7 protein-coding genes are annotated in these 13,139 nt (G+C 58.3%); 4 read left to right on the top strand and 3 right to left on the bottom strand.

Going from position 1 to position 13,139, the window contains the following annotated elements; translation table 11 throughout:
• Positions 1-126: 126 nt before the first annotated feature.
• Complete coding sequence (locus tag ACX17K_RS11520; RefSeq protein ID WP_493774902.1) at positions 127-2,361, bottom strand: patatin-like phospholipase family protein; 2,235 nt, start codon at positions 2,359-2,361, stop codon at positions 127-129.
• Between the two features lie 104 nt (positions 2,362-2,465).
• Between ACX17K_RS11520 and ACX17K_RS11515 the strand changes: the two genes are divergently transcribed.
• From ACX17K_RS11515 to ACX17K_RS11500, 4 genes are all read left to right on the top strand, one after another.
• Positions 2,466-3,983, top strand: a complete 1,518-nt coding sequence (locus tag ACX17K_RS11515; RefSeq protein WP_493774901.1) for a cyclic-di-GMP receptor FimW-related protein — start codon at positions 2,466-2,468, stop codon at positions 3,981-3,983.
• Positions 3,984-4,193: 210 nt separating this feature from the next.
• A complete protein-coding gene (locus tag ACX17K_RS11510) occupies positions 4,194-5,993 on the top strand; it encodes a S8 family serine peptidase (RefSeq protein ID WP_493774900.1) in 1,800 nt (599 codons plus the stop codon).
• Positions 5,990-6,457 carry a serine protease external chaperone gene (locus ACX17K_RS11505; RefSeq protein WP_493774899.1) on the top strand — a complete coding sequence of 156 codons (468 nt, stop codon included), beginning with the start codon at positions 5,990-5,992 and terminating at the stop codon, positions 6,455-6,457. Before ACX17K_RS11510 ends, ACX17K_RS11505 begins: the two co-directional genes overlap by 4 nt.
• A 732-nt stretch (positions 6,458-7,189) precedes the next feature.
• A complete protein-coding gene (locus ACX17K_RS11500; RefSeq protein WP_493774898.1) occupies positions 7,190-9,238 on the top strand; it encodes an acyltransferase family protein in 2,049 nt (682 codons plus the stop codon).
• A 114-nt stretch (positions 9,239-9,352) separates the two neighbouring features.
• Here ACX17K_RS11500 and ACX17K_RS11495 read toward each other — a convergent pair whose 3' ends face one another.
• Both ACX17K_RS11495 and ACX17K_RS11490 read right to left on the bottom strand, forming a co-directional pair.
• On the bottom strand, positions 9,353-10,555 hold the full coding sequence (locus ACX17K_RS11495) for an acetyl-CoA C-acyltransferase (protein ID WP_493774897.1): 1,203 nt from the start codon (positions 10,553-10,555) through the stop codon (positions 9,353-9,355).
• A 194-nt stretch (positions 10,556-10,749) separates the two neighbouring features.
• Positions 10,750-13,125: a 3-hydroxyacyl-CoA dehydrogenase/enoyl-CoA hydratase family protein gene (locus ACX17K_RS11490; protein ID WP_493774896.1), complete on the bottom strand. Its 2,376-nt coding sequence runs from the start codon at positions 13,123-13,125 to the stop codon at positions 10,750-10,752.
• Between the last annotated feature and the right edge of the window lie 14 nt (positions 13,126-13,139).

Here is a 13,139-nt window from a genome sequence, read left to right as displayed (position 1 = left end):
CATATCGGGATAGATCATGACGTTGGCAAAATCCAGGTTTAATTCAAACGTTTGTCTCAGATGCTGGGCGATTCCATACCTAAGGACAGGCCACCCACGCGACATCAGCCGCGTGGATGGCACGGATCAATAGTCCACGCCGAGATAGATGTAGCCGGTCAGCCTGCCCCCCTGCGCGCTGCCCATGCCGACGAAGAACGGCCCGAGAATGGTATCCGCGCCCAGGAAAACCGAACCCGCCGGAATCCAGCGGTGAGCAAGCTTGCTAGTAGCGAAGTCATTGCCCCAAAGCTTGCCAGCCTCAAGCGACACGCCCGCATATACTCCTGACCCCAGCACCGCTGGCAGCGATGCCGCGCGCCAGTACACCATCAGCCTGGCCAGCGCCACCTGGCTGGCCAGGAGTTCGCCATTCTGATAGCCCGTCAGGTTCAGGAAGCCGCCCAGGCTTTCCGGGATGAATTCGTCGTCCGACTTGGTATCGACATAGCCTTTGGCCTTGGCTGTGAAGCGCGCGGTGAAATCTCCGTAGGTATGCGCCACTTCGCCGGTGAAATCATAAAGCTTCTGGTTGACCTCGCTGCCCAACCCCGGCAAGCCGGCCGCCAGCTTGCCGCTGAAGTAGTAGCCGGAACGCGGCCAGCGCGGGTTATCGAACTGGTCCACCACCAGGCGAGTCTGCACGCCGACATCGCGGAAGCGGAAATTGTTAGCGTCGTCAGGAATGCCTTGCGACAAGGTGAAATCGTTATCCTGCCGATAAAGGCCGAATCGCCACTCGCCATACTTGCCCAGCGCCACGCCCGCATTCACCTGCGTTTCGACTATGCTGTTGTTGAATGTGGCAAACACCGTGTGGTCATCATTGAACAGTTTGAACGGACTCTGCTGATACCCTAGCGAAGCGGCGACGAACATCGGGCTGCCGCGCCACAACGGCTGGTACAGTTCGGTCTTGAAGGCCTTGTCGTCGCCGATGGCCACATCGTTGCGCCAGGAGCCTCCCGCAGCGTTCAGCGATGTCCACTCATGCGCGGCGCGCAGCGTAAAGCGGCTGTCGCCCGGCGTGTCGCTGCTGAGATTGAGGCCGAAATGCAGGGTGTTCTGGCCTATGCTGCGCTCCACCGGCATCACCATCATCACATTGCGGCCGGACACGCTGTCCACGCGGTAGCCCAGCTTGTCGTATTCGCCGCCGGTGAAAATTTCAGCCAAGCGACTGCGCGCATCGCCCACCGGTATCGTATTCGACGGGAAGTTCAGCGACTCCTGCAACGACGACACCTTGGTGAAGTCGCCGTCCTTGCCGTCCACCTTGACGTCATCCAGCACCGGGTAGCGGGGCCGGCTCAGCTTGCTCTTCCAGGCCTGGTACTCCGCCTCCGACACCGAATAGGTAGACAATTGCCGCGCCATCTTGCGGGCCGCCTCGGCGCCGCGCTCGACAATGGCCTTGTGGTCGCCGAAAGACGCCACGGTATAGCCGTTCAGATCCGGCCGGATCACGATGTCGCGCTTGTCCAGCCGCTTCATCTGCTCCTGCTCATTGCGCATCACCGCCAGGTTGGAGCTTTGATCGACCACGTCGAACAAGGTATGGATCTCGTCCGCCTTCAACAGCGGCGTGCTCACATCCACCACGATCACGTGCTCGGCGCAGCGGCCCTTCACCTCCTGCACCGGGATATTGCGGGCGATGGCGCCGTCCACCAGCAGCTTGTTGTCATCCTCCACCAGATCGAACACGCCGGGAACCGCCATGCTGGCGCGCAAGGCCCGCGACAGCGATCCCTTGTCGAACACCACCGCGTCGCCAGTCAACAAATCGGCCGCCACCGCGCGGAATGGAATAGGCAGCTTGTCGAAGCTGTCGATGTCGCGGTCCCGCGTCATTTTATGGATGTAGAGCTCGATGCCCTGGGAGTTGATCGCGCTGCGCGGGACCCGCAGCGCGCCGCCTTTGAGCCCGAAGCTGACATCCAGGTAGTTTTGGTAGTCGTTGCGCTTGCGATCGTATGGGATGTCGGTGCGCGCCGGCTTGCCGGACAACATCTGGTCCCAGTCGGCGGCATTGAACTCGCGCTCCATCTCATCCAGCGGCAGACCGTTGGCGTAAATGCCACCGATCAGCGCCCCGGCGCTGGTGCCGGCGATGCACGCGACCGGTATGCGCAGGCTCTCCAACTCCTTCAAAACGCCCAGGTGAGCGAAGCCGCGCGCGCCGCCGCCGCCCAACACAACGCCAACGCCCTCAGGCACTTGCGTCGCGTCGGCGGCCTCCGCAGCTGTCGAAACGAACAGTCCGGCCGCGCACAAGGCGAGAATCAGACGACGATAGGGGAAAAACTTGCTTTTTGGCATGCCCGATAAATTTGCGATTATGGTTTCACCAGCATCAATGCGTGACGTAAGATAGAGTGACATATAAGTGAGAACATAAATCCCATAACCAGAAGCCCGGTTCAATGTTTGACTTCAAATCTCTAGTCAGCTCACTTCTCAGCAAGAACACGCCCGCCTCCGGCGTGGCGCAATCTGCCACCCTGCTGGTACGCGATCTGCCGCAGGCTGAATACTTTACCGCCCTGGTGGAAATCATCAAGGCCGTATCCAAAATCAACGCAGACAGCGAGATGTCGTTGAAGGAACGCATCAAGACGCTGCTCTACGTCGACGACAAGGCTGCCGGCATCCACCACCAGCTGTGCCAGGATTATCTTCATTCCAGGGGCGGCAGCAAAGGCTATCTGCCCACCATTCTCGCCTACTGGCACGAATTGGCCAGCGCCTACCAGATCTGTCTGCGCCTGCAGCGCGGCTCGTCCAGCCAGGCCGGCGACGCGGAGCTGCAGCTGGTGACCACTCGCGGCCTGCATCACCAGATGCGGCTGCTGGCCTGGAACGCGCTGCGCTATCTTAAACCGGAGGGCAGCGCCTGGCAGCAAGGTTTCCGCTTCTACACCTACGCCGAGGAAGCGGGCTTCGCCCGTTCGCCCATCTTGCTGTATCCGGACGCCAAGCAGGAGATCAGCTGCGAACACCTGCTGGTCCAGGCCGGCATGCTGCATCTGGCGCAGACCGAGAACATGCTGCACAAGGAAATCGTCGCGGTGGACCAGCTGCTGATGCTGATCTGCCAAAACATCCTGCTGGACAAGCAGCCACCGACCGAAATGCCGGTCTTCGTCTACAATCTGTCCTTGCCGGAGCCTCCGCAGCCGATGCTGCGCGGCATGGCCGGCAAGTGGCACCGTTACTGGTCCTCCTACGAGATCACCACCCGCCTGGCCGACCTGATGTTCGATCTCGACGCCCGCATTCCCTCGCAGATCGCCGCGCTGGACTGCGAGCTGGAGCGCGAGGAGTGGTCTGTGCTGTGCGAGAAGCTGGCGGTGCGCTGGTCCAGCGACGGCGGCAAATCACTGCGCAAGTCGGAACGCTCGCTGCACTCATCCAGCGCCCAGGTATCGATAGGCTTCGACCGCGTGGCCTTCCACATCAAGGTTCAGGATGTCGGCGGGCTGGAAGCCGACCGCACCGACGAATGGCGCATCAACGACATCAGCAGCACCGGCATGGGGCTTACCTTCATCGGCAAAACCATAGACCAGCTGGCGATAGGCCGGCTGATCCTGGTCAAGACCGAAACCCATCCGTTGCTGTTGGGCGTGATCCGGCGCATTTTGCGCCAGAACAACGGCACCAAGGTGGGCATCGAGATCCTTGGACAAACGCCGGTCGGCGTCTCGCTGCAGGATCCGTCGTTGCCGGACAGCGCGCCCTTTTCGGCCATCTACATCACGCAGCCCAATTCCCGCAAGGGACAGCGCTGGTTCCTGATGCCCAAGACGCTGCTGGACGACGACAAGCAGCTGGTGCTCAGCGCCCAGGGCAAATCCTACCAGATCAAGCTGAAAGATCCGCAGCAGGAATTCGAAGACTGCAGCCATAGCAATTTCGATACGCTGTCCAAGATGGACTGACCCGCCGCCGGCCCTGCACGGGCCGGCGCTTCCTTCTTTCCCCGCCCCCGCCCCTGCGACTCTCCTTCCCTTGCCTCAAGCGCGCGAACCGCAAATTCTTGCCGCCGATCTCGATATGACAAAAAGATATTTGCGCAACAAAAATTAACAAATATGATCCTCTAGCGGTCACAACCGCAAAACACAAAGGCAAAATAGAGGATCTCAATCATGCACGTTCGCATCACCAGCAGCGCAGTCATGCTGGCGCTGGCCTCCCTGGCCAGTCATGCCGCCCCTTCCGCGCCCGATCGCAGCGTCCCGCTGCTGCCGGGCGACCCCTTGGTCAACCAGCAGTGGCACCTGAAGAACACCGGCCAGAATGCCTTCTCCAAACGCGGCGGCGTCAAGGGCGTCGACCTCAACCTGGCATTCACCCACCTGCGCGGCATCCGCGGCATCGGCACCACCATCGCCGTCATCGACGACGGCCTGGAAATCAAACATCCCGACCTGGCCGCCAACATCGTGCCCGGCTCCAAGAACCTGGTGAACGGCAGCAATGATCCGACGCCTGAATTGGGTAGCAACGGTCACGGCACCGCAGTGGCCGGCATCGCCGCGGCGGTAGCCTTCAACGGCATAGGCGGCCGCGGCATCGCGCCCTCGGCCGGCCTAAAGGGCTTCAACTGGCTGCTGGCTCAAACCCTGGACGGCTGGCTGCTGGCGCACGGAAAAAAACCGAATGGCGGCCCGCTGGAAGCCTTCACCGACGCCCGCGTGTTCAACCAAAGCTACGGCTCCTCCACCCTCACCTCCGTCCCCGGCAATCCGGATCAGGACATCGAACTGAAAACCGAGGAGGAAACCTATGAAGACGTCAGCCGCAACAGCCACTGGGGCCGCGGCGCGGTATTCGTCAAATCGGCCGGCAACGCCTACAACTCCTTCCGCCTGAGCAGCACAGAAGTCATCCTGGGTTACCAAGGCAACAACGGCCTGCCGGTGCAGGACGCCAACCTGTCCACCGACAACAACAACTACTGGAACGTGGTGGTGTCGGCGCTGAACGCCGACGGCGTGCGCTCCTCTTACTCGTCGGTCGGCGCCAACGTGCTGCTCACCGCGCCTGGCGGCGAATACGGCACCGATTCGCCCGCGATGGTCACCACCGACCTGTCCGGTTGCGCCCGCGGCTACAACGTTACCGGCAGCACTTCCAACGGCCTGCACGGCGGCACCTCCCTGGATCCCAACTGCGACTACAACGGCATCATGAACGGCACCTCGTCCGCCGCGCCGTCCACCTCCGGCTCATTCGCGCTGGTGATGTCCGCCAATCCGGCGCTCAGCGCCCGCGACGTGCGCCACATCCTGATCACCACCGCCCGCCAGGTGGACGCCGCCCAGCCGGGCGTGACGCTGGCGTTCAAGGACAAGAACGGCGGCGCGCACAGCTACCAGGCCATTCCCGGCTGGCAGAAGAACGCAGCCGGCCTGCCCTTCCATCAGTTCTACGGTTTCGGTTTGATCAACATCGACAAGGCGGTGGAAAAGGCGTTGTTCTACAACAAGCCGCTGCCGCCGTTGCAAAAGACCCGTTGGCAGACGATCTCGGCCCAGGCCTCCATCCCGGATGCCGACGAACGCGGCGTGGAAAGCGCGTACAACCAGCCAGACGACCTGACGGTGGAAGCGGTGCAGATCCTGGTGGACGCCGAGCACGGCCGCGCCAACGACCTGGCGGTGGAGCTGATCTCGCCGTCCGGCACCCGTTCGGTGCTGCTGTCGCCGCGCACCACGCTGGTGGCCGAAACCTACGGCCTCAACCAACAGCGCCTGCTGTCCAACCACTTCTACGGCGAACAGGCCAAGGGCCAGTGGCGGTTGCGCGTGATCGACACCAACGGCGCCGAATACCAGTACACCTATCGCGCCAACGGCCAAAACAACGTCTACTCGCTTCCCAACGCGGAAGGCAAACTGAAATCGTGGTCGATCCGCTTCTTCGGCCACCGGAGCGCAGCATGAAACAGATCATCCGAATCATCCCCCTCGCCCTGCTGACCCTAGCCGCACACAGCCAAGCCGCCGAGCCGCCCTTTCTCGCCCAGCCCGCCGGCCAGGCGGTGGTGATCAACGGCAAAACCTACTACAAGCAGGTTCCGCAATCCAAGATCGCCAACGGCGTTTCCGCCCGCAGCACCGGCACCCCGGCGCCGTCGCTGAAGCGCGGCGACGTGGTCCAGGCGCCCAAGCAACGCGTGCCGGCCACCGTCAGCGGCACCGTGCTGGTGCAACTGGCGTCGTCCAACGACGAAGCCGCCGTCGCCCGCGATCACGGCCTGACCGTGCGCTACCGCACCGCCAGCATCGTCATCTTCAACACGCCGGCCCAGGCCGACCTGCTGGCGCTGCAGCAGAAGCTATCCGCCGACAAGCGGGTGAAAAAGGCCCAGCTGGAACTGGCCAGCAACGACAAGCAGGCCGAGTAAAACTTTAGTTGGCCATCCGGCAAACGGCCTCATCTATAATCGAGGTCATTTGCCGGATCATGATTTCGAGCGATAACAAGCATTGGCGCAAAGCACTGCCGTGAATTTTACCTGGAAATTCATAAAGACGACCAGTCGCCAGCGGGCTATAATATATAGTGGAGTTATTTGATTCGCCATGCAATCATGGCATCGGTGAAAAATGTAGCAAGATCTGCAATTCAAGCAGAGTTTCCAATGCCACCTCTTACTACTTTACAATCGAAAAATCTCCGACCACCCACCCACACAATCAGCATCATTGATGCCAATGCGCCATTTACTTTCAACAGGCGCGCCAGGCCGTAGAGTATTATCCAACGCAGCGAAAAACCCTCTTCACTTTACGCCCTCAGCCAGCCGCACCCAAATCCAATTTAAGCAAATTATTGCCAACACAGGTCCTCTCCCCTCTAGGTCCTGGCTCAAGGCAAGCTGATTCGATTACCAATCCCTCGCGTAAACATGCCCCCCAGCCCCAAGCCATACATCGATCCATCAATCAACAGCTAGTCAAAATGCACAATATACTTACAAAAACTATATGTACATTGTATATTTGTGTTAAATTCCTCACCCTAGATTCCACTCACACCCCAGCCTGAAATTAACCACTGTCACCGAGCAAACATCCGCTTCGCTCAATGAAATAATTCTCATTTCAATAAAATATTAAGCAGTAAAGATAGCACAATGTTAAAACAAATATCTGACTCACAAAAACCAATATACAATCGACCAACATACAGACCAGACATCGACGGACTTCGTGCGCTAGCAATATTATCCGTGGTGCTTTTTCATGCATTCCCATCAGCAATAAGGGGGGGATTTATTGGTGTTGATATTTTCTTTGTTATTTCAGGATACCTAATATCAACCATCATATTCAAAGGGCTCCTACAAGAAAATTTCAGCATTGCCGAATTCTATACTCATAGAATAAAAAGAATCGCCCCCTCTCTACTCACAATCTTGCTTGCCTGCTTTTCTTTAGGTTGGTTCCTTTTACCTCCTGACGATTTCTCCAGTCTTGGAAAACATATCGCCACGGGAGTTGGTTTTGTTCAAAACTTTACCCTACTACACGAATCAGGGTACTTTGACACTTCCATGGAATTAAAACCCCTCATGCATCTCTGGTCCTTGGCAATTGAGGAGCAGTTTTATTTATTCTTCCCGCTCACCGCATGGCTTTTCTGGTATTTCAGAAAAAATTGGCTGCATCTTATTCTTCTTTTAGGTGGCATGTCTTTTTTTATGAACATCGCCAGCATCAACAGAAATCTCACTTGGGCATTCTTCTCTCCACAAACTAGATTTTGGGAATTGCTGATTGGATCTTTATTAGCCTTTATACTATTAAATCACAATCATGCCATTGAAGAAAATCAACACAAGAAACTATCAAAATGGTGGTCGGCACTTGACGAAAAATTCAAAAAAAATGTCAAAAATGCAATTGCATTTACTGGGCTATTTTTTGTCATTTCAACATTAATCACCTTGCATGATGGTGAAAGTTTTCCTGGCTGGTGGGCCACGCTGCCCACCGTTGGGACAGCCTTAATCATTGCAGCAGGCCAAGGCGCATGGATTAATCGAAAATTACTCTCATGCAAACCGATGATATTTATTGGTCTAATTAGCTACCCGTTATACCTATGGCACTGGCCAATACTATCACTTACCAAAATATTAACCCACCGCAAAATAAATACCATTGAAGCCCTACTAGCTGTCATCGCAAGCTTCATCCTGGCCTGGCTTACATATATTGCAATAGAAAAGCCTATACGATTTAGCAAACACCGGCACGTACCAAAGCTCCTAGGCATGATGCTTATTGGCATGGCCGTATTAGGATATGTAACACATAAAAAATATGGCTTCCCCAATAGAATACCAGCAGAAGTTAGAGAAATAGCCTCCCTCACCCAAGACAAATTCAAGTTCAGTCAATATAAAGTTGAGAAAACATGCAGGCTTGATGGCCATCAAACTTTCTGCATAGAAAAAACCAAGCCATTAGTATTCTTATGGGGAGACTCTCACGCCGCATCATTATATCCCGGTCTGAATGACCTGCAACGAAGAGCTTCCTTTGGAATCATTCAAACAACAGGATGCGGCAACCCACCATTCCTGACGCTAGGTAATTACTCAGATCAAGTATGGTGCGGTTCTCCTTCAAAGCGTTTGGCTCTTAACATGCAAGCCTTTAAAATAATTGCAGCACATAAACCGCAAATTGTTATTCTTCACGCCCGCTGGGCATACGAGGCTTATCATACATCCCCAGCTGAGACTATCAACAAAATCAAAGACACTGCAATCAAGATACACCAAGTTTCACCACATTCTAAAATTATGGTTATTGGCCCAGTCCCCAACTGGAAAGATAATTTATCAAAAATAATGTATTCATACTGGGAAAATACTCTACCCCATAAAAAACCACCTATCTACATGAGCTACGGACTAGCTCCTGAGATTGAACAGTGGGACATATATCTCAGAAGAGAAATACCCCAAATGGGTTTAACTTATTTTTCGGCATTTAATGCAATGTGCACAAAAGAAGGATGCCTAACAAGAACAGGAACCGCAGTATCTGATTTGACAGCTGTTGATTATGGGCACTTATCTGGCCCTGGCGCAGTATATTTAACCAAGCAATTTGAACCCACGCTGCTTCAACTTCTAGCCAAATCAAGCGCCAAGCAAGAAAACATACCATAGCCAAAAACAACCAGACTCCACCGCAAGCCAACTTGGAACCTATGCTTTTAGGTTAAAAAAAACGCCACGGCATAATGCCGTGGCGTTTATTCAAACATTAAAATAATTCCAGACTTACAGCACCTCGATGATGCCGGCGGCGCCCATGCCGGTGCCGATGCACATCGTCACCATGCCGTGGCCCTTCAGGCCGGCATCGCGCATGCCGTGCACCAGCGTGGCGGTGCGGATCGCGCCGGTCGCGCCCAGCGGGTGGCCCAGGGCGATCGCCCCGCCGTGCGGGTTCACCTTGGACATGTCCAGCTCCAGATCGCGCGCCACGGCCAGCGCCTGAGCGGCGAAAGCTTCGTTCAGCTCGATCCACTTCAGGTCGTCCTGCTTCAGGCCAGCCTGGGCCAGCGCGGCCGGAATAGCCTCCTTCGGACCGATGCCCATGATTTCCGGGGGCACGCCCTTGACCGAGAAGGTCACGTAGCGGGCCAACGGCACCAGGTTGAATTCCTTCAGCACACGCTCGGACACCAGGATCACCGCTCCGGCGCCGTCGGACATCTGTGAAGAGTTGCCGGCGGTGACCGAACCCTTGGCGTCGAACACGGTTTTCAGCTTGGCCAGGCCTTCCAGCGTAGTCTCGCGGCGCGGGCCTTCGTCGGTATCCAGCACGCGGGTCTTGGACACCACTTCGCCGGTTTCCAGATTCGGCGTGCGGTAAGTCACTTCCAGCGGGGTGATCTCGTTCTTGAACTTGCCGCCGTCGATCGCGGCCAGCGCGCGGCGATGGGATTCGACCGCGAACGCGTCCTGGTCTTCGCGCGACACGCCCCATTGCTGGGCCACTTTTTCAGCGGTCAGACCCATGCCGTAGGCGATACCGTAGTTCTCGTCCTTGGCGAAGATTTCCGGGTTCAGCGACACCTTGTTGCCCATCATCGGCACCAGGGACATCGATTCGGAACCAGCAGCAATCACCACGTCGGCTTCGCCGAGGCGGATGCGGTCAGCCGCCATCTGCACGGCGTTGATGCCGGACGAGCAATAGCGGTTGATGGTGATGCCGCCCACGGTATTGGGCAGGCCGGCCAGCAGCACGCCGATGCGCGCCATGTTCAAGCCCTGCTCCGCTTCCGGGAAGGCGCAGCCGACCACGCAGTCGGAAATCAGCTTCGGATCCAGGTTCGGCACTTGCGCCAGCGCGCCGGTGATCACATGCGCCAGCATGTCGTCCGGACGCACATTGCGCATCATGCCGCGCGGCGCCTTGCCCACCGGGGTGCGGGTGGCGGCGACGATGTAAGCTTCTTGTACTTGTTTGCTCATTTTCGATTCTCCTGTCGGCCGCCCGATCAGCTCTGCAGCGATCAAGCGGCCCTTCATCTGGCTATTGGCCGTGTTTGCGGGAGGATTCGCCGCGAGCGGGCCGAGATCGAAGCGAGAAGCGCAGCCGTACATGCGGTACGGCGAGCATCACAGCATTCGAGATCGGCGCGCGCAGCAGAATCGCCCCCAAACACTTAGTTGCGCAGCGGCTTGCCGGTGGTCAGCATATTGGCGATGCGGTCCTGGGTCTTGGAGTTTTTCAGCAAGGTCATGAAGGCCTTGCGCTCCAGTTCCAGAATCCATTGCTCGTTGACCAGGGTGCCGGCCTCCAAGTCGCCGCCGGTCATCACGTCGGCGATCTGCGAGGCGATGAAGAAGTCGTGCTGGCTGATGAAATTGCCTTCCAGCATGTTCACCAACTGGCCCTTGATCGACGCCGCGCCGGAACGGCCGGCAACCGGGAAGCCCTTCACCTTCAGCGGCGGGCGGTAGCCGGATTCGGCCAGCGCCAGCGCCTGCTTCTTGGCGACGTACAGCAGTTCGTAAGCGTTGAACACTACCGAGTCGCCCTTGCGGAAGAAGCCCAGCTCCTGCGCTTCCACGCCGCTGGTGGCGACCTTGGCGGTGGCGATGTTCATGAAGTAGTCTTTCAGCGCGGCCAGCAGATCGCCTTTGGACTCCTGCGAAGCGCGCAGCGCGAATTCCTTGCAGCCGCCGCCGCCCGGCAGCAGGCCGACGCCCACTTCCACCAGACCGACGTAGGATTCCAGCGCGGCCACGGTCTTGTCGCAGTGCATCGCGAACTCGCAGCCGCCGCCGAACACATAGCCCTGGGTCGCCGCCACGGTCGGAACCTGGCTGTAGCGCAGACGCAGCGCGGTGGACTGGAAGCGGCCGATCATCGCGTCGATCGCGTCCCAGTCGCCCATCATGAAGGCCGGCATCATCGACTGCAGGTCGGCGCCGACGGAGAACGGCTCTTCGGTCTGCCAGATCACCAGACCCTTGAAGCGGTCCTCGGCGATGTCCAGCGCGGTATTCAGGCCATCCAGCACGGCCGGGCCGATAGCGTGGGCCTTGGACTTGAACGACACCACCAGCACTTCATCGCCGGTGGTGAAGGCGCGCACGCCCTCGTTCTCGAACACGGTCTCGCCCAGTTGCTCGGCCTTCTCGCCCAGCACCTTGGCCGGAGCCAGCTGGCGCTGGTAAACGTCCAGCGTGGAGCGGCCCACCAGCTTCTTGTCGGCGGCATTGTAGGAGCCGTCGGCGAAATGCACGCCGGCGCGGTCGCTTTCCAGCACCCAGGCCGGCAGCTCGGCCTTGGCCAGGGTCTTGCCGGCGGCGATGTCTTCCTTCAGCCACTTGGCCACCTGCTGCCAGCCGGCGGATTGCCAGGTTTCGAACGGACCTGCGGACCAGCCGAAGCCCCAGCGAATGGCGAAGTCCACGTCGCGCGCGCAGTTGGCGATGTCGCCCAGGTGGAAGGAAATGTAGTGGAACACGTCGCGGAAGCAGGCCCACAGGAATTGCGCCTGCGGATGCTCGCTTTCGCGCAGCTTCTGGAATTTCTCGGCTGGGTTCGCAATCTTCAGGATGTCCTTGACCGCGTCGTCGCCCTTTTCGCCGGAACCGACATACTCGCCCTTGGCCGGGTCGAGCACCAGCATGCGCTTGCCGTCTTTCTTGTAGATGCCGGCGCGGGTCTTGGAGCCCAGCGCGCCGTTCGCGATCAGCTGCTGCATCCAGTCAGGCGTAGCGAACAGGCTGTGCCACGGGTCTTGCGGCAGCGTGTCCTGCATGGTTTTCACCACGTGGGCGAAGGTATCCAGGCCTACAACATCGGCAGTGCGGAAGGTGGCGGACTTCGGGCGGCCCAGGCGCGGGCCGGTCAGGTCGTCCACCACATCGAAGCGGATGCCGTACTTGGCGGCGTTGGCAATGGTGGCCAGCATCGAGAATACGCCGATGCGGTTGGCCACGAAGTTCGGGGTGTCCTTGGCGCGGACCACGCCCTTGCCCAGCGTGGACACCAGGAAGCGCTCCAGATTGTCCAGGATGTGGGCGTCAGAGGTCACGCAGGGGATGATCTCAACCAGATGCATGTAGCGCGGCGGGTTGAAGAAGTGCACGCCGCAGAAGCGCGGGCGAACCGAATCCGGGCAGCCTTCGGCCAGCTTGTTGATCGACAGGCCGGAAGTATTGGTGGCGAAGATGGTGTGCTCGCCCAGATGCGGCGCCACCTTGTGGTACAGATCCACCTTCCAGTCCATGCGCTCGGCGATGGCTTCGATCACCAGATCGCAGTCCTTCAGCAGGTGCAGGTGGTCGTCGTAATTGGCGGGCTGGATGTGGGCGACCACATCGCTGCCGGCCAGCGGAGAGGGTTTCAGCTTCTTCAGACCGTCGATGGCCTTCAGCGCGATGCCGTTCTTGTCGCCTTCCTTGGCCGGAAGGTCAAACAGGATGGTCGGTACTTTGGCGTTCACCAGGTGGGCGGCGATCTGCGCCCCCATCACGCCAGCGCCGAGCACGGCAACCTTGCGTACATTGAATTTGGTTTGAGACATGGTTTCCTCGTTTT

It is taken from the genome of Chromobacterium sp. INPA-IVC, assembly GCF_059047085.1.
This window is presented reverse-complemented; position numbering and strand designations above follow the sequence as displayed.

Coding starts and splice junctions, on each gene's coding strand:
- ACX17K_RS11520 (WP_493774902.1), bottom strand. CDS start 2,361: ATGCCAAAAAGCAAGTTTTTCCCCTATCGTCGTCTGATTCTCGCCTTG.
- ACX17K_RS11515 (WP_493774901.1), top strand. CDS start 2,466: ATGTTTGACTTCAAATCTCTAGTCAGCTCACTTCTCAGCAAGAACACG.
- ACX17K_RS11510 (WP_493774900.1), top strand. CDS start 4,194: ATGCACGTTCGCATCACCAGCAGCGCAGTCATGCTGGCGCTGGCCTCC.
- ACX17K_RS11505 (WP_493774899.1), top strand. CDS start 5,990: ATGAAACAGATCATCCGAATCATCCCCCTCGCCCTGCTGACCCTAGCC.
- ACX17K_RS11500 (WP_493774898.1), top strand. CDS start 7,190: ATGTTAAAACAAATATCTGACTCACAAAAACCAATATACAATCGACCA.
- ACX17K_RS11495 (WP_493774897.1), bottom strand. CDS start 10,555: ATGAGCAAACAAGTACAAGAAGCTTACATCGTCGCCGCCACCCGCACC.
- ACX17K_RS11490 (WP_493774896.1), bottom strand. CDS start 13,125: ATGTCTCAAACCAAATTCAATGTACGCAAGGTTGCCGTGCTCGGCGCT.